Raw genomic sequence first — 24,089 nt, 5'->3', positions numbered from 1 at the left:
TTACTTAAAACGAACCCACATTGTCTGGAATGTGGTTATGGGCGTTTGTTTCGCCCGAATCTACAGGAATTAAAATGAGCGAAAGCTTTGCAGAACTCTTTGAAGAAAGCCTGAAAACCCTCAATCTTCAGCCGGGTGCGATCATCACCGGTATCGTTGTCGACATCGACGGCGACTGGGTTACCGTACACGCTGGCCTGAAGTCCGAGGGCGTCATCCCGCTCGAGCAGTTCTACAACGAAGCTGGCGAGCTGACCATCAAGGTCGGTGACGAAGTTCACGTTGCGCTGGACGCGGTCGAAGACGGCTTTGGCGAAACCAAACTGTCCCGTGAAAAAGCCAAGCGCGCCGAGTGCTGGATTGTTCTGGAAGCAGCTTTCGCCGCCGAAGAAGTGGTCAAGGGCGTTATCAACGGTAAGGTTAAAGGCGGCTTCACTGTCGACGTTAACGGCATCCGTGCGTTCCTGCCGGGCTCCCTGGTTGATGTCCGCCCTGTGCGCGACACCACCCACCTGGAAGGCAAAGAGCTGGAATTCAAGGTCATCAAGCTGGACCAGAAGCGCAACAACGTTGTTGTTTCGCGTCGCAGCGTGCTGGAAGCCGAGAACAGCGCCGAGCGCGAAGCCCTGCTGGAAACCCTGCAGGAAGGCCAGCAAGTCAAAGGTATCGTCAAGAACCTCACCGACTACGGCGCATTCGTGGACCTGGGCGGTATCGACGGCCTGCTGCACATCACCGACATGGCTTGGAAGCGCATCAAGCACCCTTCGGAAATCGTTAACGTTGGCGACGAAGTCGACGTACGCGTTCTGAAGTTCGACCGCGAGCGCAACCGCGTTTCGCTGGGTCTGAAGCAGATGGGCGAAGATCCGTGGGTAGCTATCACTGCCCGTTACCCAGAAGGTACTCGCGTACAAGCTCGCGTTACCAACCTGACCGACTACGGCTGCTTCGCTGAGCTGGAAGAAGGCGTTGAAGGTCTGGTACACGTTTCCGAAATGGACTGGACCAACAAGAACATCCACCCGTCGAAAGTCGTTCAGGTTGGCGACGAAGTGGAAGTCATGGTTCTGGACATCGACGAAGAGCGTCGTCGTATCTCCCTGGGCATCAAACAGTGCAAGTCCAACCCATGGGAAGACTTCTCCGGCCAGTTCAACAAGGGTGACAAGATCACCGGTACCATCAAGTCGATCACCGACTTCGGTATCTTCATCGGCCTGGACGGCGGCATCGACGGTCTGGTTCACCTGTCCGACATTTCCTGGAACGAAACCGGCGAAGAAGCCGTACGTCGTTTCAAGAAGGGCGACGAGCTGGAAACCGTCATCCTGTCGGTCGACCCAGAGCGCGAGCGCATCTCCCTGGGCATCAAGCAGCTGGAAGACGATCCGTTCTCCAACTTCGTTGCTGTCAATGACAAGGGCGCTATCGTCAAGGGCATCGTGAAAGAAGTTGACGCCAAAGGCGCCATCGTCACCCTGGCCGACGACATCGAAGCTACTCTGAAAGCTTCCGAAATCAGCCGTGACCGCGTTGAAGACGCGCGTAACGTTCTGAAGGAAGGCGAAGAGATCGAAGCCAAGATCATCAGCGTTGACCGCAAGTCCCGCGTTATCAGCCTGTCGATCAAATCGAAAGACGACGCTGAAGAGCGCGAAGCTATCCAGAGCCTGAAAAACGCTCCGGAAGCTGCTGCCGACACCACCATGGCTGCGCTGCTGCGCGAAGCAATGGCCAAGCAGAACTGAGTTCTGTTTGATCGGTAAAAAGGGCGACCCTCGGGTCGCCCTTTTTTTTAAGTTGAAAATGCGTTTGAGTGGTGAGGGTTCGCCGTGGCATTTTCAGCGCCTATAAGATCGAGCGCCACCGCAAATCCACCGCCGGACACCTACACGCCTCCCGCCCTCTAGACCATTCTTGCAAAACTTCAATCTTGAATTTTTTTATTAAGTCAAGAACCACCCTGTTCAAATCCCTCCCAGCGTGCTACAAACTGGTTAAGCAATGATCTAGCTGCTTGATAACGAAGGGAAAAATATGACGAAGTCGGAGCTGATCGAACGTATTGTCACCCATCAGGGCCTGCTCTCGCCCAAGGACGTGGAGCTGGCCATCAAGACCATGCTTGAGCAGATGTCTCAATGCCTTGCCACTGGCGATCGCATCGAAATTCGCGGTTTTGGCAGCTTCTCGCTGCACTATCGCGCCCCGCGCGTGGGCCGTAACCCCAAGACCGGTCAGTCGGTCAGCCTCGATGGCAAGTTTGTGCCGCACTTCAAGCCCGGTAAAGAGCTGCGCGACCGGGTCAACGAAGATGACGAGGCTGAAGCCTGAGCACTCAAGGAGCAATCTGATGCGTAACCTCAAGCGCGCCCTGGCGGCGGTGTTCGTGCTGCTGTTGGCGGCCGTGGTGCTGTTCTTCGTGCTGGAGAACCAGCAAGCCGTGTCGCTGGTTCTGTTCGGCTGGGCTGCGCCGGAAATGCCGGTTGCCGTACTTGTGCTGGCAGCACTGGTCATTGGCCTGGCAGTCGGGCCCTTGCTGGGCGCCTATGGCGTGCAGCGCAGCAAGCGCAAGATCAGGGAGTCTGCCCGTCAGGCGGCACTCAACAGCAACTAAGGAAATTTCCTACATCCTCTTAGGAAAGTCTCACCTATGCATGCACCTGCCCTCATGGAGTAATAGCCCACTTCATTTTCGGCCCCGGCGAGTGTGTGCAGCATGGAATATCCCAGCCTTTCCCATCACGGTGGTACCCGCGGCGTTACCGGGTCTTGCCACCAGTTGCACCTTGACCCGTCCACCAGTCTGCTGATCGATCGCGGGCTTGAGCAGGGGAGCGAGGCTGCGACGGGTGCGGAAAGCGCGGCACTCGGCTTCGGCATACTGGGCATTCAGGCCCTGGTCATCACCCATGTTCATCTTGACCACGTTGGCCGCATTCCCGCGCTGCTGGCCGCCGGCTATCGTGGCCCCATCCTGTGCAGTGAACCTTCTGCCCGGCTGCTGCCCCTTGTACTGGAAGATGCCTACAAACTAAGCATCAGCAGCGAGCCTGCGCAGGTAGCCCGGTATATCGAATTCATCCGTGACCTTATCGTGCCGCTGCCTTTTGAGCAGTGGCACGCGGTGGTCGAGGGCCCTGGTCTGGCTTGTCGTATTCGCCTGCAGCGCGCCGGGCATTTGTTGGGTTCGGCTTATGTCGAGTGCGACATGCAGCATGGTCAGGCCAATAGCCGCTATGTGTTTTCCGGCGACCTGGGTGCGTGTGGCAACCCGTTGCTGCGCCCGGTGCAGCCGCCGGAGCGTGCTGATGTGCTCGTGCTGGAAAGTACCTATGGCGACCGCCTGCATGCCCAGGCCGGCGACCGCAGGCAACGGCTGGAAGGCGCCATCGATCGCGCCCTGGCTGACAAAGGCACCATCCTCATCCCGGCGTTTAGCCTGGGCCGCACCCAGGAACTGCTGTACGAGCTGGAAGACATCCTCCATCGCAAGGCTTTATTGGGCGGCGCTGATCCCGGGCCTGATGGTGACCCGCTCGACTGGTCGCAATTGCCCATCATCCTCGACTCGCCCTTGGCTCAGCGCATCACCAGCGTGTACCGGGAACTGCACGGCTACTGGAATGCCGAGGCTAGGGCGCGACTTGCCAAGGGGCGAGACCCACTGGATTTCAGCCAGTTGATCAGCGTGGATACCCATGCCCGGCATCAGCAGGTGGTCAATTACCTCAAAAGCACCGGGCGACCGGCGATCGTGATAGCAGGCAATGGCATGTGCTCGGGTGGGCGCATCGTCAATTACCTCAAGGCTATGCTCGGGGATGCACGGCATGAGGTGATGTTTGTCGGCTATCAGGCCAAGGGTACGCCGGGGGCGGTGATACAGGCGAGTGAAGGGGCAGAAGGGTTTGTGCAGATTGGCCTGGATGGGCAGATGTACGAAATCCGGGCGAAGGTAGTCACGGTGGGTGGGTTTTCGGGGTATGCAGACCAGGCGGGCCTGGTTGATTTCGTCCAAGGGATGTATAAATCGCCAAGCACGATCGTTTTGGTGCATGGTGAGCAGCGTGCAAAAGTCGCTTTGAAGCTAGCCCTGCAGGGTAGACAAATACAGCAATCAAAGCAGGGGCATGTTGTTATTGCGTAACCGTAATCAAGAGTTGCTCATGGCGTGGGCGGGTTGGAGGCAGGTCTCGCCGGAGGGCTGTTGCTGTGGCGTTGCCCGCCCCCTCAAGCAGATCCAAACAGCAATCTCTGATATTCTGTGGGCCTATGCTTGTTACCTTGCCTAAGGATGGCGCAGGAGTGATTACATTCGGCAGGGTAGATTGGGGGTCGTTGTGGTTGTCGTAGCAGCTTCCAGAACCAAGACCAAAATGCCATTTCTACCGCAGTCTGTCACTCTGGCAACCGTTTAAGGATTCGACTATGCAATTGATCCCCGTGATCCTTTCCGGTGGCGTTGGCAGCCGTTTGTGGCCCGTTTCCCGAGAAGCACATCCCAAGCCTTTCATGACGTTACCAGATGGGCAGAATCTGATTCAAAAGACGTTTATTCGAGCGGCTGGGTTGGAGGGTGTTGCCGAGATTTTGACCGTCACCAATCGGGAGCTTCTATTCAAAACCGAGGATGAATACCGTGCAATCAATGACGTGGGTTTACCTCAAGGCTTTATCCTGGAGCCTTTCGGCCGCAATACCGCAGCTGCTGTAGCGGCCGCGGCACTACAGTTGCGCCAGATGTACGGTCCGAAGGCGCTCATGTTGGTGTTGGCTGCCGATCATTTGATTAGCAAAGAAGTGGCCTTCCGCGATGCGGTGGCTAAAGCTACGCAGCTCGCCACCAGCGGATGGCTAGTAACCTTCGGCATCCAGCCACGCTACCCTGAAACTGGCTTTGGCTACATCGAAGCGGCTGCCGATGGTGTGCTTGGCGACGGCCTTAAGGTAGAGCGATTCGTTGAAAAACCGGACTTTGAGACAGCGCAGGGCTACGTCGCGGCCGGTAATTACTATTGGAATGCCGGAATCTTCTGCTTCCAGGTTGGCTCGGTCATCGAAGAATTCCAGCAGCATGCACCGGACGTTCTGAAAGCGGTCGAGCAAACGCTTGAATCATCACGTTGCTCTACCGCCAGTGGTTATTCCTGCTTGACTCTGGACATCGAGAGTTTTGCCAATGTCCCGGACATTTCCATCGACTATGCGCTTATGGAGCGCTCGCGGAGGGTCGCTACCATTCCATGCGATATCGGCTGGAGCGATATCGGTTCCTGGAATGCGGTAAGCGAATTGACCTCGCCCGACGAATGCGGCAACCGCTTCGACGGTGATGTGATGGCTTATGGAGCGAAAAACAACTTCGTTACCACTGAGAACCGCCTCGCTGCCTTGGTAGGCGTTGAAAACCTCCTGGTAGTGGACACTCCGGACGCCTTGCTCATCGCCCACAGGGATCATGCACAGGATGTCAAATACATCGTCACGCGGCTTAAAGCCGAAGGCCATAGGGCGCACATGTTGCATCGCACGGTGCACCGCCCCTGGGGGACCTACACCACGCTGGAAGACGGTGATCGTTTCAAGATCAAGCGCATCGTAGTCAAGCCCAAAGCTTCGCTGTCACTACAGATGCACCATCATCGCAGCGAGCATTGGATAGTCGTTAGCGGGATGGCTGTCGTCGTCAATGACGAGCAAGAGTTGATGCTGAACACCAACGAGTCCACCTTCATCCGTGCTGGGCATAAGCACCGTCTGCGTAACCCGGGTGTGATTGACCTTGTTTTGATCGAGGTGCAGAGCGGTGAGTACCTTGGCGAGGACGATATAGTCCGTTTTGAAGACAACTATGGTCGGTGTGATGCCTGAGTACAGGGGGGCAGGAGCAGCTAACTCGTGAGCCGGTGGTGATTACGTCAGGACCGAGAGCATGGTTTAAAGCAACTGATTAACCAGATGAAATTGATATTTAGCAATGAAAAAGGGAGGGTTAAAAGATGGCAATTAGCTACCAATCCTCCATAGGCTTGGAAGAGGAGGGGGTCGAGGTCGCGATCCTGATGTGCACCTATAATGGTGCTTCGTTCCTGAGGGAGCAACTCGACTCGTTCGGCGCACAGACGTTCAGCAACTGGATACTTTATGTATCCGACGACGGCTCTAGTGATGCTACCGGCCAGATTCTGGCCGAGTACAAACAGCGCTGGGGAGGAGAACGGTTGCAGGTCTTTGACGGGCCGCGTCAAGGCTTCGCAAAAAACTTCATATCCTTGCTGAAGCGGCCAGCGGTGCGGGCGCGGTTCTACGCCTTCAGTGATCAAGACGACGTGTGGTTCAGTGACAAGCTGGAACGAAGTCTCGCCAAGCTGGTCGAAATGCCGCTTGAAAAGCCGGCGCTTTATTGCTCTCGAACCCGGCTCGTTGATAGCGACCGTAATGCGGCAGGGTATTCACCTCTTTTCACCAGGCGCCCATCTTTTCAGAATGCGCTGGTGCAGAGCTTGGCCGGCGCCAATACCATGATGATCAATCAGCAAGCCCGTAGCTTGCTGGTGCAGTTGCCTGAAGATGCCAGTATCGTGGCGCATGACTGGCTCGCCTATATTTTGGTAACAGGGTGTGGTGGCTTTGTGCTTTACGATACACATGCAAGTCTTGAGTACCGTCAGCACAACGACAATCTGATCGGGGCTAACAGCACCTTCAGTGCACGGCTGAACCGCTTGCGCAAAATGCTATCAGGGCGTTTTGTAAGGTGGAACGATGCCAATCTGGAAATACTGCGGGCCATGAGTCCGCTGTTGACTCAGGAAAATCGCACCATTCTGGCTCATTTCGAAAAAGGCCGGCACCTTGGCCTTGCAGCTCGTCTTTGCGCATTGCGTCGCTCAGGCGTCTACCGCCAAACATTTGTAGGTAACATCACGCTGATGATCGCTGCGTGTCTGGCGCGGATTTGAGCAAAACATTACAGGCTGGGGCGTTTGCAAGCATCAGCGTTAAGATCGTGCTAATTGCTTGTAGCACAGTCCTCGCGCCACCTGTTCTTTGGAGATAAGTAGCAAATGAAAGCAATCAAGCAAGCCATCCCGGAGGTTATCCTCTTCGAGCCTCAGGTTTTTGGCGATGAACGAGGTTTCTTCTTCGAAAGCTTCAATCAGAAGGTGTTCGATGAGGTGGTAGGTCGCCCAGTAAACTTCGTTCAGGACAACCACTCCCGTTCGGTAAAGGGGGTGCTGCGGGGGATGCATTATCAGATCCAGCAGCCCCAGGGCAAATTGGTTCGGGTTGTACAGGGTGAAGTGTTCGACGTCGCCGTCGATATGCGGAAGAGCTCAAAGACCTTCGGCAAGTGGGTGGGTGTTCACCTGAGCGCTGAGAACAAACGCCAGCTCTGGGTGCCAGAAGGCTTTGCGCATGGTTTTGTGGTGCTGTCGGAAACTGCCGAGTTCCTTTACAAAACGACCGACTTCTACGCGCCGCAGTACGACCGCAGCCTGGCTTGGAATGACCCGACCGTAGCCATTGAGTGGCCCTATGAAGGGGAGCCTGCATTGTCGGCGAAAGATCAGAAGGCTAGCGCTTTTGTCTATGCCGACGCCTACGCCTGACGCTGCCGGTCTTTGCAAGCCTAGCCATACCGCGCAGGCGGGAGCGGCTGCGCCTGCGTGGCTGCTTGGTGCACCGACAGTCCGATACATGCTCCGAGGTAATTGAATGAATCCGCATTCACAGGCCCCCGTCTCACCGTGGGCACTGGTAAGCAATCTCTGGCATTACCGCCGGTTGATTCTGCAAATGACACGCCGAGAAGTAGTCGGCCGCTACAAAGGCTCCGTAATGGGGCTCTTGTGGTCTTTCCTGACGCCATTATTCATGTTGGCTGTATACACTTTCGTTTTTTCCGTGGTGTTCAAGGCCCGCTGGACAACTTCTCCGGATGAAAGCAAGGGGGATTTTGCCGTGTTGCTGTTTGCCGGCATGATCGTGCACGGTTTGTTTGCCGAGGTATTGAACAGGGCGCCTGGGTTGATTTTGGCAAACGTCAACTACGTTAAAAAGGTGGTTTTTCCGCTCGAGATCCTACCGGTCATCTCGATGTGTACCGCACTGTTCCACACCGGTGTGAGTTTGCTGGTACTGGTGTGCGCGATTGTTTTCGTCAATGGCGAATTCCACGCGACCATGCTGCTTGTACCGTTGATAGCGCTGCCATATATCCTGTTTGTGCAAGGCCTGGCCTGGGCGTTGGCTTCGTTGGGCGTGTACCTGCGCGATGTGGGGCAAACCATCGGCATCATCACCATGATCATGTTGTTCATGTCTCCGGTATTTTTCCCGGTCAGCTCGCTGCCGGTTGAAATGCGACCTCTCATGGAAGCCAACCCGCTGACGTTCATCATTGAGCAGGTCCGAGAAGTATTGATTTGGGGCCATATGCCGGACTGGATAGGGTTGGCTAAATACTCGCTGATGGCACTGATGACTGCCTGGTTGGGTTACGTATGGTTCCAAAGAACGAGAAAGGGATTCGCTGATGTCCTCTAACCCCCAGCAACAGAATGACGCAGCGATCGTCGTTAGCGGTGTATCGAAGTGCTTTCACATTTATGGCAAACCGCAGGACCGGCTCAAACAGTCCATCATGCCTCGTCTGCGGCGAGCGCTTGGCATGCAACAGAAAGCCTACAGTCGAGAGTTTTGGGCGCTGAAAAATGTGTCGTTCACCCTCAACAAGGGTGAAACGCTCGGTATCATTGGCCGCAACGGCTCTGGCAAGTCGACCTTGTTGCAGCTGATTTGCGGAACGCTGAGCCCTACCCATGGCCATGTGCAAACATTTGGCCGGGTAGCGGCATTGCTGGAACTAGGCGCCGGTTTTAACCCGGAGTTCACTGGCCGTGAGAACGTTTACCTCAGCGCGGCATTCTATGGTTTGACCAAAGAGCAGACGGACGAGCGGTTCGACGATATCGTGAACTTCTCTGAAATCAGGGATTTCATAGATCAGCCGGTGAAGACTTACTCCAGCGGCATGTTCGTGCGGCTAGCATTCGCGACCATTGCGCATGTGGATGCCGATATCCTCATCATCGATGAGGCGCTGGCAGTTGGCGATGCTATCTTCACCCAAAAGTGCATGCGCTTCCTGCGCAAGTTCAAAGAAGAGAAAACCTTGCTGTTTGTCAGCCACGACAGCACGTCAGTAATTGCGCTGTGCGACAAGGCACTTTGGCTGGCCGATGGTGAGACCAGAGAGCTTGGTGAGGCCAAGCAAACTTCGGAACACTACTTGAACTTTATCCTTGGAGCCACGCAAGATAAGCAGCTCCAGGATCAGACGCATGCGTCTGCGACAGCCCGGAAACTTCGAGAAATCTGGGCAGGTGGTCAGCCTTACGAGCCTGCTGGCCCGCTGAGCCTTTTCCAGCCCAACTTGCAGGCTTCGGCGCAGACCGACCCGCTAGGGGCGCAGATCAATTACGTAAATGTTACCGCCGAAGATGGCAATGACATCAGGGCGCTCAAGGGCGGCGAAGTTGTAACACTGACGATTCGCGCTGTTGCTTACACTGAGTTGAGAAGCCCGGTGTTGGGGTTCTATATCAAGGATCGGCTTGGTCAGTTCTTGTTTGGCAGCAACACGCTGAGCATCAAGGACCGCGTGCCGCCAGTAGCTGCGCCTGGCCAGGAGTTCAAGGCAGAATTCACCTTCCCCATGCCATGGCTTGCCGGTGGCGACTATTCGATTCAGGTTGCCGTCGCTGACGGTACCCAGCAAGACCATACTTCGCACCACTGGATTCACGACGCTGTCATTTTCCATTCAAGCCAGGATCCGTCGGCATCGGGATTGATCGGCATACCGATGTTGGACATTCAGTTAAGTATCGATACCGAAACAGGTCTATAAATGCACCTCCCTGCACATAATTATGGTCGGCTCTTTCTCGAGACCTACCGCAACAACCTGCCTGTTGGCTCCAAGGTCGTCGTCATGGGTGCGCAGCACCTGGGTGGCTCGCCTAAGGACATTTGCCCGCAAGGCTTTGAATGCATTGGCGTCGATACAGCTGAGGGGATGGGCGTGGATATCGTCCTGGACAGCGCCTGTGCCCTGCCTTTCGAGGCCGAGAGTGTAGACGCTGTCATTTGCAGCTCGTGCCTTGGGCATGCGGACATGTTCTGGGTGCTGTTCAATGAATTCCTGCGTATTCTCAAACCGTCGGGGCTGTTGTGCATCATCGCGCCTAATGACGGTAACCTTCAGCGCCGGCCGCTGGATTGCTGGCGCTTCTACCCGGATGCAGGCAGGGCGCTAGTAAATTGGGCCCAGCGTAGCGGTTACCCCGCAGCGTTGTTGGAGTCGTTCGTCGGGCCGCAGGCGGCCGACCACCTAAACGTACACCGGCATGTGTTCGTTGGCATTTTTGCCAAGGATGCAGCCGCTGCGGCCCAGTTCGATAACCGGATGTTCAATGGCCAGCGCGAGTTTAGCAACGCACTGCTGAGCGGCTCGGCAGAGTTGCTCAACCCCCAGGAGTACGCAGCGGGCGCTCGGTTACTAGAGCAATTACGCGAGGAAAACGCCGCCTTGCAGGGTAGCCGTCTGCATTTGCAAGCGCAGTTAGCTGAAGCCCAACATGCGCAACAGCGGCTGCTCACCCAACTTGCAGATGCTGCGAGCGCTCCCCAGCGGGTGCAGGAGCAGTTGCGGGCGCAACTGGCCGAAGCCCATAGCGTCGTTGCCGAGGCTCACAATGCCTTGGCTGCTGCCAGGGTGGATCAGGAAACGTTGGCAGCGCTTCGTGATGAGGTAGTTTATGTGCGCAGCGAAACTGCCAAGGCTCGGGAAGAAAGTAACAGCCTAAGGCAGCAGTTGGCTTTGAAGAGCGAACAAGCCAAGCGTGCTGCTGATGAGTTTGCCTCCATCGTGCAGGGCATTCACCATTCTAGCAGTTGGAGGGTTACCGCCCCGATGCGCGTACTTTCGCGTGTGGTGCGTGGGCAGCGTCCGCTGGTTGCCGGTGGGCTGCGCGCTCGAGTATTGAACCAGATCAAGCCCTTGTATTGGGCTATTCCGCACAAATACCGCAACCCTCTGCTGAACTGGGGCTATCGCAACCTGGCATTCGTGTTTCGTGGTAGCCCGCACTACGAGATGTGGAAAAACGGAAGCCAGCCGCACATCGAGGCGGTAGACAATACGCTTATCACGCTGGACGGTATTCTACCGGCAGAGCAGGTCGAAGGCAGTATCGCCATTCACTTGCACATGTATTATGAGGACCTAGCAAGTGAATTTGCCGGTTACCTCAGGAACATGCCCTTTGCTTATGATCTTTATGTATCGGTGAAGGATGCCGAAGGTCAGCAGGTCTGCCAGGCAGCGTTCGCGCAGTTACCCAATTGCGAGGCGCAGGCCTTTCAGATAGTAAACAATCGTGGTCGTGACATCGCCCCGATGTTCGTCACATTCGGAGAGGCACTGCGTGGCTACGATTACGTGGCTCACCTGCACAGCAAGAAGTCGTTGTATAACGCAGGTGCAACCGAGGGCTGGCGCCAGTACCTGGCGGGTAACCTGTTGGGCAGCACAGCGACCATCCGCAGGATTTTTACCCTGATGGCTGGCGACAAGGGCATCGTCTACCCGCAGAACTTCAAATCCGTACCTTCTCAGGCCAACACCTGGCTTGCCAATAAAGGGATGGGCGCCGCCTGGTGCGCGCGTTTGGGAATCGCACCCGTACCGCAGGGGTATTTCGACTTCCCGGCAGGGTCTATGTTCTGGGCGCGAGGCGACGCGATGCGGCCGCTGTTCAGCGCTGGCATCACCATCGAAGACTTCATTGAAGAAGCGGGTCAGACCGACGGTACATTCGCGCATTGCCTGGAAAGGCTGCTGGTGCTCAGTACACGTAAGCAAGGCTTGCAACCTGGCATCATCCAGGACACTGAAAACCCTACGTGGTCGTCTTGGCGTCTTGACCAGTCGGTGGGTCGCCCGTATGAGTGGATGGTGGGGCAGTTCTCCAATCCAGCGATCAAATGCATCGGTTTCGATATTTTCGACACGCTGTTGATTCGCCCACTGATCGATGCAGAGACCACCAAGCATATCGTAGCGGCCAACTTGCCTGAGCACCTATCCGAACTGTTCCGCGATTATCGGGTGCTCGCAGAAGGCCAGGCGCGCAAGCACAAAGGCAAGGACGTGGACCTGGATGACATCTACCAGGCGTTTGGGCAGCTCAGTAAGCTTTCGGAGCAGGATGTACAGACCATCCGCAAGCTCGAGGAGCACATAGAGTATAGGTCGCTGTCCGCTCGCAGCGGAGGTGTTGAGCTGTTCGAGGCAGCGAAGGCAACAGGTAAGCCGGTAGTATTGATCTCCGATATGTTCCTGCCCAAGGCGCTCATCACGCGTGCATTGAATGCAAATGGCGTGGACGGTTGGACAGAGTTTTACCTGTCGAACGAAGTGGGGCTACGCAAGGACACGGGGCAACTATACGACCATGTTTTGCAAACCTATGGCCTGCAACCTGCCGAGTTCATTATGGTGGGTGATAACGAACGTTCGGATCTGCAGATTCCCTGCGATAAAGGCTGTGTCGGCTTGCATATTTTGCGCCCCACAGAGCTGGCCAGGGGCACGCCGCGCCTGCGTAGCATTGTCGAGAGGTACGAGTTTGCTCACGACCTGAACGCCGAATTGACTCTGGGTCTGCTGTTCCAGAAGAACTTCCCTGCAGTGGTTTATCCCAACCTGAACCCTGGGTCGCTGTTCCACGCTACGCCGTACAACATTGGCTACAGCCTGGTCGGACCGATGCTGACCGGTATGGCACAGTGGCTGATCGACAATGCCCGGCGCGAAGGTGTTGAGCAGCTGCACTTCCTGGCCCGTGAAGGCCAGCTGATGAAAGCCGCTTACGACGTTTGGGCTGAGGATGTCAGCGATGCCCCGCCTTCGAAATACCTGGTTGTTTCCCGCCGCACCTGCAGTGTGCCGTTGCTTGACAACCTGAACGATGTGCTGACCCTCGGCAAAGGCGACTACTACCTGAATACGGCGAGCAACTATTTGCTTGAGCGCTTCGGTTTGACCTTGAGTGATGCGGCCTGGAGTGAGCTGCAAACCGAATTGAATGTAGGTCGGGATACCCAAGTTGAGGTTCGTAACGGCAACCTCGCCGTGTTGGCGCCGGTGCTGACCAAGCTGGCCGAGACCATCTGCAAGCAGGCAGAGCAAGAGCGTGAGGCACTGGTCGTGTATTTGAAGGGCATGGAGTTGATGGGTGACCAGCGAAACGCGGTAGTAGACGTTGGCTATGGCGCCACCATCCAGAACTACCTGTGCAAGCTTACCGGGCAAAAGCTCAGTGGCTATTACCTGGCTACGGACGAGCGTTCGATCCCTGTGGCCGAGCAACACGGCGTGATTGTGCGCGGTTGCCTGATGCACAACGTAGAGCACAGCCTGGCGGCACCGATCATGTACCTTCGTAGCTTCGAGCTTGAAAAACTGCTTAGCTCCAGTGATGGGCAGGTTGTGAAGTACACGTCGACGGATGGTGTGAACGTAGAGGCCCACTACCGTGAGCTATCAATCCAGGAGCGTGATGGTGATGCGTTCAGGAATGATCTGCGCAACGGAGTGCTTCAGTTTGCCAGGGACGCAGTGCGGGTACGTACCCAGCTGCTGGGCAGCTTTGCGCCATCGCTTGAGGTCAGCCGGGCGATTGCCGATGAGTTTTTCTCGAAGCACTCTACCGACGAGCTGAAGTTGCTGGGTGAAGTCATGCTGGATGACCATTACTGCGGACGTGGTGTGGTGTAGTAAGCCAAGGTGAAGGGCTGACCAGCAACCCTTCACCTTAGCCCGCTAGTAATGCGGTGCACGATCGGGTGCCGCATTACCTGTGGTGATTGGGCTGCCGACCGAGAACGCCCATCAGCAGGCAGATGATAAAGAACATCACCCGGTCACGTGTACGCCTGCGGCAAATGGCAGCGCTGAACGCTAGCTTGATCCACGATTTCACCTTGTGGTTAGTGCCCGCCAGCTCGAAGAATGGGCTGTCTATCTGCAAAAGCCGTGCAGTCAGCAGCACCTGCTCGAACCACCAGCCGTTGGTAATCTTCCGCCAGCGCGCCATTGCTGACGCCATCCCATTGTTAACCCCAACCTGGTTGCGCTCGTGCTGCCGGTAGTCCAGCCCTGGGCGCGGGTCAATGACCCAGCCATAGCCACGACTGCGTGCGAAGGCGTAGCAAAACCAATCGTGCAGGTCGATATGCTGTGCTTCGTCCCAGCAACTAAGCAGCTGTGCTTTGAAGGCCAATGCCAGCTTACGGCTAAGCACATAGGTGCAACCGGGGCCAGCGGCTTCAAATAAATGGTCCCAGCGCACTTGGGGTTGAGCTTTATTGACCCGCAACCGGCGCCCATTTGCCCAAAATGCCACGACGTTGCTCGAATACCCCTCAGCCTCGCTGCTGCGCAGGGTGGCAACGGCATGTTCGAGCTTGTCCGCATACCACATATCGTCCTGATCGGCGAATGCCACAAAGTCATACGCTGACAGGTCGACGTCCTTGATCAGGCGAAAAAAATTGCGTGAGGCGCCGCCGAAGAGGCCGGAGGAGGGCAGAAGCACGACATTGGCATGGGCCTGGGCGAACTCCGCGCACCAAAGTTCGGTGCCGTCGCTGGAGGGGTCAACGCTGATAAAGATGTCAACGTTGACCGCAACCTGGGCAAGGACAGAGGCCAGTTGCGCCGCTATCCATTCGCGACCATTATAGGCAGCCAGCAGCACGGCAATTTTGGCGGCGGTGTCAACGGTGTTGATCCCTGTGGCCATACTCAGTGGCGACCTGGCTCCAGGAGGCCCAGCAGGTATTTGCCGTAGCCGGTCTTCTTGAGTTTTTCTGCCTGCTCGGCTACTTGCTCTTTGGTGATCCACCCGTTGCTGTAGGCAATTTCTTCCAGGCACGCCACTTTCCAGCCTTGGCGTTCTTCGATGGTTTGGATGAAGTGGCTGGCTTCCATTAGCGACTGGTGAGTCCCGGTGTCCAGCCAGGCGAAACCACGGCCGAGAATTTCGACACTGAGGTTTTTCTGGTTGAGGTAGGCACTGTTCACATCGGTAATTTCCAGCTCACCGCGCTCGGAGGGCTTGATGCCCTTGGCAATCTCGACGACGTTGTTGTCGTAGAAGTAAAGGCCGGTGACGGCATAACTGGACTTGGGCTCGGCAGGTTTTTCTTCGATGCTGAGCGCTCGCCCGTTGGCATCGAACTCAACCACACCGAAGCGCTCAGGGTCGGCAACATGGTAACCAAACACCGTGGCGCCATCGGTTTGTTCAGCGGCGGCGCGCAGGTTATCGGAGAAGTGCTGACCGTAGAAAATGTTGTCGCCCAGGATCAAGCAGCAAGGGTCTTTGCCAATGAACTGTTCACCAATGATGAACGCCTGTGCCAAGCCGTCCGGGCTTGGTTGCTCGGCATAGCTGAGCTGCACGCCATACTGGCTACCGTCGCCCAGTAGCTTACGAAATGCTGGCAGGTCTTCGGGGGTGGAAATGATCAGGATCTCCCGCATGCCCGCCAACATTAGCACCGACAGCGGGTAGAAAATCATCGGCTTGTCGTAGATGGGCAGCATCTGCTTGGAGACGCCCAAGGTCAATGGATGCAGGCGCGTCCCGGAACCACCAGCCAGAATGATCCCTTTACGATTGGTTGTGTTCATTTATTCAAAGCTTCCATAAGCATACGGGTTACACCCAATTGCCAATCCGGCAGGTGCAGTGAAAATGCATCGCGAAGTTTTACGGTCGCCAGGCGCGAGTTCAACGGTCGACTGGCAGGCGTTGGGTATTGGGCTGTGGTGATTGGGTTGACCGCTTCCACGGCAAGGGTTTCACCGTGCTTGCGGGCAAACTCGATCACATAGCTTGCGTAAGCGTGCCAGGTTGTTTCGCCAGCGGGCGCCAAGTGATAGATGCCACCGAGTTCGGGCTTGTGCATGGCTTGCTGCAACGCAGCCACGGCGACATCCGCCAACAAGTCGGCCCCAGTCGGTACGCCCACCTGGTCAGCGATCACGCTCAGCGTTGGCCGGTCTTTGGCAAGGCGCAGCATGGTTTTGGCAAAGTTGTTGCCGCGTGCGGCATACACCCAGCTGGTGCGGAAAATGAGGTGCTTGCACCCCGACGCCGCGATCAGTTGCTCGCCTTCGAGCTTGGTTGCACCGTAGTAGTTTACCGGCGCTACCGGGTCGGTCTCTCGCCATGGCGCACTTCCGCTGCCGTCGAAGACGTAGTCGGTGGAGTAGTGCACCAGCCAGGCCTCGAGGCGCTTGGCTTCTTCGGCCATCACTTGGCTGGCCAAGGCATTGACCGTGTGGGCCAGCTCGCGCTCGGTTTCAGCTTTGTCCACAGCGGTATAGGCGGCGGCGTTGACGATGACCTGCGGTGCCACCTTGGTAATGGCCTGGCGCAGGCCGGCAAGGTTTGACAAGTCTCCGGCCAGTTCACCGTAAGCGGTTTGTGCCGGATGGCGGTCGAGGGCCACCACTTCGCCTAACACGCTCAGTGCCCGCTGCAGTTCCCAGCCAACTTGGCCGTTTTTGCCCAACAGCAGAATCTTCATGCCTGACCCGTGCGCGTGGTGTAGTTGGAGTCAATCCATTGCTGGTAGCTGCCGCTTTTCACGTGTGCCACCCACTCTGGGTTGTCCAGGTACCACTTCACGGTCTTACGGATACCCGACTCGAAGGTTTCTTCCGGCACCCAGCCCAGTTCTCGCTGGATTTTGCTGGCATCGATTGCATAGCGCAGGTCATGGCCAGGGCGGTCCTTGACGTAGGTCAGCAGGTCGACATGTGGGCGGAAGGCCGATTCTGGGCGCAGTTCATCCAGCAGTGCACAGACGGTGCGAACTACTTCGATGTTCTGTTTCTCGTTGTGGCCACCGATGTTGTAGGTTTCGCCGAGCTCACCCTCGGTCACTACCTTGTACAGCGCACGTGCGTGGTCTTCGACGTACAGCCAATCGCGAATCTGGTCGCCTTTTCCGTAGATCGGCAGTGGTTTGCCTTCCAGGGCATTGAGGATGACCAGCGGGATCAACTTCTCGGGGAAGTGGAACGGGCCGTAGTTGTTAGAACAGTTGGTGACCAGGGTTGGCAAGCCATAGGTACGGGCCCAGGCGCGTACCAAATGGTCAGAGCTGGCCTTGCTGGCGGAGTAGGGCGAGCTTGGTTGGTACGGTGTGGTCTCGGTGAAGAGATCTTCCGGGCCCTCAAGGTCGCCATACACTTCATCGGTGGAGATGTGGTGGAAGCGGAACGCTGCCTTGCGCGTGTCGTCCAGCGCCACCCAGTAGCCACGCGCTGCTTCCAGCAGGTTGTAGGTACCGATGATGTTGGTCTGGATGAATTCGGACGGGCCGCTGATGGAGCGGTCGACGTGCGATTCTGCTGCCAAGTGCATGACGGCATCAGGTTGATGCTCGCGGAATACCCGGTCGAGCTCGGAGCGATCACAGATGTCGACACGCTCGAATGCGTAGCGCTCGCTCTGGTCGACTGACTGCAGCGATTCTAGGTTGCCTGCATAGGTCAGTTTGTCGACGTTGACCACCGAGTCTTCGGTGCTGGAGATGATGTGTCGCACGACTGCCGAGCCAATGAAGCCGGCACCACCTGTTACTAATATCTTCACGAGAGTTTTCTACCTTGAGGTTCTGACAGAGCCTATGAACTCTGCATAAGTCCATGCACGTACGACTTAGCCATCATATAGACGTGAGTCAAAAGTATACCTGATCGCCCGTGGAGTACGGTAATTTGCCTGGGTTGCTGAGCCCCGCCCAGCGGCGCTCTGGGTGGAATTATCAGGAGCGTGCAGGAATATAGCGAAAGCATAGACAGCTCAAATAGGGAATGTTCTGATCTGACTGTAAGAAAGTTCTGATTGCCGCCGAGCGGTTATATGGCAAGTGCCTGGTTTATCTATACCTGAGGTTAGCACTCGGGTAATCTCGCTAGCCTCGTGTTGCCGATGCTGAGCCAGTATCATGTTCCGAAGCAGGTCTATTAACCCGTCGAGCGACTTCCCGAGAGCCTCGATGGCGATTTTTCTGGAGGATTCATGATCGCGATCGTCACCGGCATTACAGGCCAGGATGGGGCGTACTTGGCCGAGCTGCTGCTTGCCAAAGGCTACACCGTCTACGGCACCTACCGCCGCACCAGTTCGGTCAACTTCTGGCGCTTGGCCGAGCTGGGCGTCGAGCAGCACCCCAATCTGCACCTTGTGGAGTACGACCTGACCGACCTGTCCGCGAGTATTCGCTTGCTCCAGACCACCCAGGCAACAGAGGTTTACAACCTCGCGGCGCAGAGTTTTGTCGGCGTATCGTTCGACCAGCCGGTGACCACGGCTGAAATCACCGGCCTCGGTGCTGTGAACCTGCTGGAGGCCATTCGCATCGTTAATCCAAAGGCGCGCTTCTATCAGGCTTCGACTTCTGAAATGTTCGGTAAGGTGCAGCAAACCCCCCAGGTCGAAAGTACGCCGTTCTACCCCCGCAGTCCCTATGGTGTCGCCAAGCTGTATGCCCATTGGATGACCATCAATTACCGCGAGTCGTATGACATTTTTGGCGCGAGCGGCATTTTGTTCAACCACGAGTCACCATTGCGCGGCCGTGAGTTCGTCACCCGCAAAATCACCGACAGCGTAGCCAAGATCAAGTTAGGCAAGCTCGACCGGATGGAGCTGGGCAACCTTGACGCCAAGCGTGACTGGGGTTATGCCAAGGAATACGTCGAAGGGATGTGGCGCATGCTGCAGGCTGACGAGCCGGACACCTTCGTGCTGGCCACCAACCGCACCGAATCGGTACGCGATTTTGTGACCTTGGCTTGCAAGGCAGTGGATATCGATATTCTCTGGCAGGGCAAAGAGGAAAACGAAACGGGGATCGACGCTGCCACAGGCCGTACCCTGGTCGCGGTAAACGCTAAATTCTACCGCCCCACCGAAGTTGACCTGCTCCTTGGCAACCCGGAAAAGGCCAAGACTGTGCTGGGCTGGGAGCCCCGTACCTCTCTGGAAGACCTGTGCCGCATGATGGTGGAGGCCGACCTGCGCCGTAACGCCAATGGCGTGAGTTTCTGACGGCGGTTACCCAAGTGCACCTGCCCGTCAAGCCTGGCTGCGGCAGGTGCGCGTGATCTGGAGTTTCGAGATGGCCAGAATTCTTTTGACCGGGGCCAATGGCTTTGTCGGCAAGGTACTGCAGCGCCGGTTGCTGAATAGCAAGCATGAAGTCTTCGGCACGGTGGCATCAGCCCCTGCGGCAGCCGAATGCGACTACCAAGTGATGGACATTTGTGATCGGGCTCAGGTCGAGGCAGTTATCCAACGCGTCAAGCCCACACATTTGGTGCATCTGGCTGCGGTATCGAATGTTGCCGTCAGCTTCAAGGAGCCTCTGCTGACCTGGCATACCAACGTCATCGGTACTCTGAACCTGATGGAGGAACTGAAGGCGCACGCGCCGGGGTGCTTCACCCTGTTTATTAGCTCGTCCGAGGTGTACGGCGAGAGCTTCAAAAGTGGCCAGCTGCTGGATGAAAACGCGACCTGCGTACCGATGAACCCCTATGCTGCCAGCAAGCTGGCGGCTGAACATGCCGTAATGCAGTACCTGCGCCAAGGTATGCCAGGCGTGGTCGTGCGGCCGTTCAACCATATTGGCCCAGGGCAGAGCGCAGACTTTGTCACGGCCTCGTTCGCCAGGCAGATCGCGTGGATAGAGGTCGGTCTACAGCCGCCCGTGCTCAAGGTTGGCAACCTCGATGCAAGCCGTGATTTCTTGAATGTGCATGATGTGTGCGAAGCCTACGCAATGCTGCTGGACGCAGATACGGACCAGCTACAGCACCGGACGTACAACATTGCTTCTGGCGCAAGCCGGCAAATCCGCAGTGTGTTGCAGGCGCTATTGGCTGAAGCCACGGTACCGATCACCGTCCAGACCGACCCCGACCGCTTGCGCCCTTCCGACATTCCGCTGGCAGCTGGAGCCAATGTCCGGATCAAAGAAGCCGTGGGCTGGGTGCCTACTACGCCCCTGGCGCAGACGGTGCGCGATATTCTCGACTACTGGCGTGGCCAGGCGTTTTTAAAACTACCTATAACTGATTGATTGAGTGGGGCGGTGTGGGAGCGGGCTCACCCGCGAAGCAGGCAACGCTGTGTATGGCACCGGCTTTTCCGGTGTTCGCGGGCATGCCCGCTCCCACAAGTTGACGCCAAATCAATACGTTGTTCTATGAGAGCATGGCTTGGCGGCAATGGGCTGCGCAGCCGCATCACCTGCCTTCTTACTGATATTCGCCCTCAGGACTCGGACAATATTTGGCGTATTTCTGCCAGGCGGGCGCGATAGCGCAAGCCTGTATAGCGATAGCTGAAGAAGCTCTGCATATGCAGGCGCGCTTTCTGCCCCAAGGCACGCCCCATGGCAGGGTCATCCACCAGCTGCACCATATAGGCCACCGCCTGCTCACAGTATGGGTCCGCCCAGTGCTGTGCTTCGTAATGGGGGTACTCACCTTCCTTCACCGCCACCAAGCGGTAATCGACTGGCAAGCTGCAGTGCGCGGCCATGAAGTCCATGTTGCCGGAGTAGGCTGTGGCGATAACCGGTTTGCCCAGCGCCATCGCTTCGGCAATACCGAAACCGTAGCCCTCGGAGCGATGCAGTGACACAAAGCAGTCACTACAGCGCAGCAGGTTTTTCACTTCGGTACTGCTCATGGTCCGTTCGATCAAGGTGACTCGGCCATGCAATGCTTTCACTTCAGCCTGCAAGTCGGTAAAGGCCTGCGGGTTCATGTCTACCCCGTTCACCTTGATCACCAGGTGCGTGTTGGCGTACGGCCGCTTGGCCAGCATTTGCCTGAACGCCTCGAAGACGCCCTGGGGGTTTTTCCGCGCCGAGTAGGAGCGCAGGTCATAAAAGAACAGGAACACATAATCGGCTTCTGGCAGGCCGAAGTAGCGGCGGCCAAAGAAATTGTCGAGGTGGACCTCCGTGGCCAGTGGCATATGCACCACAGGCTTTTTGCACGCCGCCTGGAGACCGTCCATGACAAACTGCGAAGCGGCCCAGATTTCGTCGAAACGGTCGAGTTGTCCGGCCCATTCGTCAGGGTAGCGCGGCAGCTCCCACAACGGATAAATGATGTTGTAACCCGTCCAGGGGCGTTTCTGGTTTAAATGCGCCAGGGCATGTTCCACTTCGTTGCCGTTGATGTGGAAAATGTTGATAGCGGCGGGCTGCTCGGTCAGTGCCTGGCCAAATTCAGCGCTGTCCGCCTCAGTGGCAGGGACGATTTTATAGATATCGTGGATAGCAGGCGGTGTATACACCGCTCTCAATGAACGGAACGTGGCACGTACATGTTCGCCCATACCGATGGGCGCAAACGGGTGGCCGGCCAGGCATACGTCATTGCTGTTTTTAATGATGTGGGTCATCAGGGTCCAGCCAGTCAGTTTTTCTTCAACAGACGCGAGGCGTCTAGCGCGTTGCTTACGGCTTCGAGGTAGGTGTGGCCAAAGCGCCGGTCAGGCTCAAGGTATGCACCTTCGGCCCATTCGTTCCATGCATTGATGAACACCAGGCGTTCGTCGCCGAAGTGTTGCTGGCGGGTATCGGTAATCGACTCCTCAAGCCAGGCCTGGAAGGCGCCCGGCGTGGAGTGCTCGAAACACCCGCCCGCATGCTGGCGCCGGGCGGTGTTGTCCCACCCGGGCATCACGCCTTTGAAGCGTGTATAGGCAGGGCCGGGGCGCGAGGCGAAGCTTACCGCGATGTCCCGGTAGTCTGCTGAGTGGCCTGTGAAGTCAGGGTTGAGCATCTCGCCGCTGGGTGGCTTGGGCTGCACCAAGCCTCCTGGGGGGAACTCGACCGCTGCATCACATCCGAACTGAGACGGGTGGAAGTTTGCGGTGGCCAGCCCGAACGACTCGACCATAGCGATGTAGATTTCGCCCACACCTTGATCGCGGCAAGCGTCCCGCCAGCGTGCTGCCGTTTCGGCGAAGTCGGGGAACAGCGTCGGCCGATAGATCAGCAGTAACGGGCGGTCGCCGACTTTGATGTAGCGGCCATCCTTGAAGAACCGGATCAGGTCGTTGATCACGGCAAGATCGTCTTCGTCGCTGTGTGCCTGGGCAATCAAGACCTCCTGCTCGAGGCCGTCCCAGCGGCGTGTCCAGTTCTCGTTTGCCCAGCACAGGCAGAACGGGATGTCTGGCTTGTCGCTTTGCAGCAGTTGCTCGACCGGGCGCTCCAGCAAGCGCTTGCCGTCGAACCAGTAGTAGTAGAAGCAAAAGCCATGAATACCATAGCGCTGGGCCAGGTCTGCCTGGGCTTGCATGACTTCGAGCAGGCGCAGGTCGTAGTAACCGAGGTCGGCGGGGATGCGTGGCTGGTAATGGCCGACGAAATTGGGTTGTGCCTTGCTGACGTTTGCCCATTCGGTGAAGCCCTTGCCCCACCACACGTCATTTTCCGGGACCGGGTGGAATTGCGGCAAGTAGAAGCAGATAAGCCGCGGGTCGAAATGTTGCTCGATGGTCGAGCCCCATTTGCGGTTCAACACACTGACATTGTTGGCGATGCTGGCCATCTTGAAGTCGTCACCGGCAGCTGCGGTGGTTTTCGACAGATGATGAATGATGGTGGCATGCGGGTTGTAATAGACCTCGTAGCCTTCGGCACGAATGCTCAGGCACAGGTTGCTGTCTTCGCAATAGCAGGGCAGAAACGCTTCCGAGAAACCGCCGATGCGCTTGAGCAATCCGGTAGGGGCGAGCAGGCATGCGCCGGATACGTAATCCACCCGGCGTGTATAGTTGTAGCGCGGTTCGCCAGGGTTTTCGGCAAAACCTACCATGGTCGACAAACCATCTGGTGCCAGCGCTGCACCGGCTTCTTGCAGGTGGCCGCTGGGGTAGACGAACTTAGGCCCTACGGCGCCTACCTTGTCGAAGTCGGCGAAGGTGGCCAGCAATGCTTCGAGCCAGCCCGCCGTCACCTGCACGTCGTTGTTGAGGTACACGGTGAACGCACCGGTGACCTGGCTCATGGCCTGGTTGCAGTTGCGCAAAAAACCCAGGTTGTGCGAATTGCGCAGGTAGCGAATGTTGGCCACCCGGCCTAGCAGTGCCTGGGTTTGGTCGGTAGAGGCGTCGTCGGCGACGATGATCTCCACATCCAGGTCTGCAGGCAGGTGCTGCTGGATGGACGCCAGGCATTCGAGCGTGAGTTTGGCGTTGTTGAATACCGGAATCAGGATGGACACCAGTGGCAGCGCCCCAGGGGGCTGGAACTGCAACTGCGCGGCATGATCAGCCAACTCGTCTGGGTCGAAGTCCAGCACGGGTATGAGCGCAACCGGGTTTGCCGCGCGGTGCTCGGCCTTTGCCTGAGCGATGCGTGCGCGAACCTGAGGGTAGTCTTGCCATTCCCAACCGCCATCAGCGGCAGGCAATGCTTTTGCTGCAAGCGGCAGCAAGGGGGCAGGCACTGCATTCGTAAATTGCGCTGATGAGCCAGCGGCATTTTGCTCGGCGGGCGCGGCAAGAGTGGTGAGCAGGTCTTCATGTGCGGGGTATACTGCGGCGGCCGACTCGGCTGCCTGCGATGGCTGTTCCGTCATAGCGGGTGCGGGTTCCTGTGGAGACGCTTCTCCTACAGCATACCGCGTAATGCGGGCGAGCACGCTTACGAAGCGAGGTGCATCATCGGAAACGCTGACCGACGGGGCGTGCTGCACGGCCCATTGGGGGGCGCATTGTTCGCCATAGGTTTAGCAGCGCCCATGAAACCGAGCGCCGCGCGGGCGGCGCTCGATGTACGCCTCTCCCTAAACTCAAACCAGGCACCTGGCGCCCCCCCCCGACTACGCTCACAAACTGATACCCATTAGCCACCTGTGATCTGCTAAAGTCGCGCTAATTCCAATAAGGCTCAGCCAA

The 24,089-nt window shown here is 57.1% G+C and carries 17 protein-coding genes and 1 pseudogene; 12 read left to right on the top strand and 6 right to left on the bottom strand.

Going from position 1 to position 24,089, the window contains the following annotated elements:
- Positions 1-74: 74 nt before the first annotated feature.
- From rpsA to AC07XM_RS19815, 10 genes are all read left to right on the top strand, one after another.
- Entirely contained in the window at positions 75-1,751 is a 1,677-nt protein-coding gene (gene rpsA / locus AC07XM_RS19860) for a 30S ribosomal protein S1 (RefSeq protein ID WP_003252673.1), read from the top strand.
- A gap of 289 nt (positions 1,752-2,040) precedes the next feature.
- Complete coding sequence (ihfB, locus tag AC07XM_RS19855) at positions 2,041-2,337, top strand: integration host factor subunit beta (RefSeq protein ID WP_016485359.1); 297 nt, start codon at positions 2,041-2,043, stop codon at positions 2,335-2,337.
- A gap of 19 nt (positions 2,338-2,356) precedes the next feature.
- Positions 2,357-2,620: a lipopolysaccharide assembly protein LapA domain-containing protein gene (locus tag AC07XM_RS19850; RefSeq protein WP_016485360.1), complete on the top strand. Its 264-nt coding sequence runs from the start codon at positions 2,357-2,359 to the stop codon at positions 2,618-2,620.
- Between the two features lie 102 nt (positions 2,621-2,722).
- A complete protein-coding gene (locus tag AC07XM_RS19845) occupies positions 2,723-4,153 on the top strand; it encodes an MBL fold metallo-hydrolase RNA specificity domain-containing protein (protein WP_102689524.1) in 1,431 nt (476 codons plus the stop codon).
- Positions 4,154-4,434: 281 nt separating this feature from the next.
- Positions 4,435-5,877 carry a mannose-1-phosphate guanylyltransferase/mannose-6-phosphate isomerase gene (locus AC07XM_RS19840; RefSeq protein WP_060518685.1) on the top strand — a complete coding sequence of 481 codons (1,443 nt, stop codon included), beginning with the start codon at positions 4,435-4,437 and terminating at the stop codon, positions 5,875-5,877.
- A gap of 128 nt (positions 5,878-6,005) precedes the next feature.
- Positions 6,006-6,968, top strand: coding sequence for a glycosyltransferase family 2 protein (locus AC07XM_RS19835; protein ID WP_232894935.1), 963 nt, complete (start codon positions 6,006-6,008; stop codon positions 6,966-6,968).
- A 105-nt stretch (positions 6,969-7,073) separates the two neighbouring features.
- A complete protein-coding gene (gene rfbC / locus AC07XM_RS19830) occupies positions 7,074-7,619 on the top strand; it encodes a dTDP-4-dehydrorhamnose 3,5-epimerase (protein WP_102689510.1) in 546 nt (181 codons plus the stop codon).
- Between the two features lie 106 nt (positions 7,620-7,725).
- Positions 7,726-8,556, top strand: a complete 831-nt coding sequence (locus AC07XM_RS19825) for an ABC transporter permease (RefSeq protein ID WP_060518680.1) — start codon at positions 7,726-7,728, stop codon at positions 8,554-8,556.
- Positions 8,546-9,922, top strand: a complete 1,377-nt coding sequence (locus AC07XM_RS19820; RefSeq protein WP_060518678.1) for an ABC transporter ATP-binding protein — start codon at positions 8,546-8,548, stop codon at positions 9,920-9,922. Before AC07XM_RS19825 ends, AC07XM_RS19820 begins: the two co-directional genes overlap by 11 nt.
- Positions 9,923-13,855, top strand: a complete 3,933-nt coding sequence (locus AC07XM_RS19815) for a rhamnan synthesis F family protein (protein ID WP_102689511.1) — start codon at positions 9,923-9,925, stop codon at positions 13,853-13,855. It begins immediately after the preceding gene.
- A 76-nt stretch (positions 13,856-13,931) separates the two neighbouring features.
- On the opposite strand, the gene AC07XM_RS19810 is transcribed toward AC07XM_RS19815, so the two are convergent.
- Genes AC07XM_RS19810 through rfbB form a run of 4 tightly spaced genes read right to left on the bottom strand, consistent with a single transcriptional unit; the run spans position 13,932 to position 17,750 of the window.
- Positions 13,932-14,882: a glycosyltransferase gene (locus AC07XM_RS19810; protein ID WP_102689512.1), complete on the bottom strand. Its 951-nt coding sequence runs from the start codon at positions 14,880-14,882 to the stop codon at positions 13,932-13,934.
- A 2-nt stretch (positions 14,883-14,884) separates the two neighbouring features.
- Positions 14,885-15,775 carry a glucose-1-phosphate thymidylyltransferase RfbA gene (rfbA, locus tag AC07XM_RS19805; RefSeq protein WP_060518673.1) on the bottom strand — a complete coding sequence of 297 codons (891 nt, stop codon included), beginning with the start codon at positions 15,773-15,775 and terminating at the stop codon, positions 14,885-14,887.
- Positions 15,772-16,677, bottom strand: coding sequence for a dTDP-4-dehydrorhamnose reductase (gene rfbD, locus AC07XM_RS19800; RefSeq protein ID WP_060518672.1), 906 nt, complete (start codon positions 16,675-16,677; stop codon positions 15,772-15,774). Before rfbD ends, rfbA begins: the two co-directional genes overlap by 4 nt.
- Positions 16,674-17,750, bottom strand: coding sequence for a dTDP-glucose 4,6-dehydratase (rfbB, locus tag AC07XM_RS19795; RefSeq protein ID WP_060518670.1), 1,077 nt, complete (start codon positions 17,748-17,750; stop codon positions 16,674-16,676). The genes rfbD and rfbB overlap by 4 nt, the downstream gene beginning before the upstream one ends.
- 429 nt (positions 17,751-18,179) lie before the next feature.
- Here rfbB and gmd point away from each other — a divergent pair, with 429 nt between their 5' ends.
- Both gmd and AC07XM_RS19785 read left to right on the top strand, forming a co-directional pair.
- Entirely contained in the window at positions 18,180-19,211 is a 1,032-nt protein-coding gene (gene gmd / locus AC07XM_RS19790; RefSeq protein WP_060518668.1) for a GDP-mannose 4,6-dehydratase, read from the top strand.
- Positions 19,212-19,281: 70 nt separating this feature from the next.
- A complete protein-coding gene (locus AC07XM_RS19785; RefSeq protein WP_102689513.1) occupies positions 19,282-20,244 on the top strand; it encodes a GDP-mannose 4,6-dehydratase in 963 nt (320 codons plus the stop codon).
- A 194-nt stretch (positions 20,245-20,438) separates the two neighbouring features.
- Here the strand turns inward: AC07XM_RS19785 and AC07XM_RS19780 are convergent, their stop codons facing one another.
- Complete coding sequence (locus AC07XM_RS19780; RefSeq protein WP_060518665.1) at positions 20,439-21,581, bottom strand: glycosyltransferase family 4 protein; 1,143 nt, start codon at positions 21,579-21,581, stop codon at positions 20,439-20,441.
- A 14-nt stretch (positions 21,582-21,595) separates the two neighbouring features.
- Positions 21,596-23,602, bottom strand: a pseudogene (locus AC07XM_RS19775) (glycoside hydrolase family 99-like domain-containing protein); the annotation flags it as partial.
- Between the last annotated feature and the right edge of the window lie 487 nt (positions 23,603-24,089).

The organism is Pseudomonas sp. GW460-LB5, assembly GCF_059423245.1.
This window is presented reverse-complemented; position numbering and strand designations above follow the sequence as displayed.

What these genes read in the sequence shown, in the direction of transcription:
- AC07XM_RS19815 (WP_102689511.1), top strand. Translation starts at nt 9,923, where the DNA reads ATGCACCTCCCTGCACATAATTATGGTCGGCTCTTTCTCGAGACCTAC.
- AC07XM_RS19810 (WP_102689512.1), bottom strand. Translation starts at nt 14,882, where the DNA reads ATGGCCACAGGGATCAACACCGTTGACACCGCCGCCAAAATTGCCGTG.
- gmd (WP_060518668.1), top strand. Translation starts at nt 18,180, where the DNA reads ATGATCGCGATCGTCACCGGCATTACAGGCCAGGATGGGGCGTACTTG.
- AC07XM_RS19820 (WP_060518678.1), top strand. Translation starts at nt 8,546, where the DNA reads ATGTCCTCTAACCCCCAGCAACAGAATGACGCAGCGATCGTCGTTAGC.
- AC07XM_RS19840 (WP_060518685.1), top strand. Translation starts at nt 4,435, where the DNA reads ATGCAATTGATCCCCGTGATCCTTTCCGGTGGCGTTGGCAGCCGTTTG.
- rfbC (WP_102689510.1), top strand. Translation starts at nt 7,074, where the DNA reads ATGAAAGCAATCAAGCAAGCCATCCCGGAGGTTATCCTCTTCGAGCCT.
- rfbD (WP_060518672.1), bottom strand. Translation starts at nt 16,677, where the DNA reads ATGAAGATTCTGCTGTTGGGCAAAAACGGCCAAGTTGGCTGGGAACTG.
- rpsA (WP_003252673.1), top strand. Translation starts at nt 75, where the DNA reads ATGAGCGAAAGCTTTGCAGAACTCTTTGAAGAAAGCCTGAAAACCCTC.
- AC07XM_RS19785 (WP_102689513.1), top strand. Translation starts at nt 19,282, where the DNA reads ATGGCCAGAATTCTTTTGACCGGGGCCAATGGCTTTGTCGGCAAGGTA.
- ihfB (WP_016485359.1), top strand. Translation starts at nt 2,041, where the DNA reads ATGACGAAGTCGGAGCTGATCGAACGTATTGTCACCCATCAGGGCCTG.
- AC07XM_RS19780 (WP_060518665.1), bottom strand. Translation starts at nt 21,581, where the DNA reads ATGACCCACATCATTAAAAACAGCAATGACGTATGCCTGGCCGGCCAC.
- AC07XM_RS19850 (WP_016485360.1), top strand. Translation starts at nt 2,357, where the DNA reads ATGCGTAACCTCAAGCGCGCCCTGGCGGCGGTGTTCGTGCTGCTGTTG.
- AC07XM_RS19825 (WP_060518680.1), top strand. Translation starts at nt 7,726, where the DNA reads ATGAATCCGCATTCACAGGCCCCCGTCTCACCGTGGGCACTGGTAAGC.
- AC07XM_RS19835 (WP_232894935.1), top strand. Translation starts at nt 6,006, where the DNA reads ATGGCAATTAGCTACCAATCCTCCATAGGCTTGGAAGAGGAGGGGGTC.
- AC07XM_RS19845 (WP_102689524.1), top strand. Translation starts at nt 2,723, where the DNA reads ATGGAATATCCCAGCCTTTCCCATCACGGTGGTACCCGCGGCGTTACC.
- rfbA (WP_060518673.1), bottom strand. Translation starts at nt 15,775, where the DNA reads ATGAACACAACCAATCGTAAAGGGATCATTCTGGCTGGTGGTTCCGGG.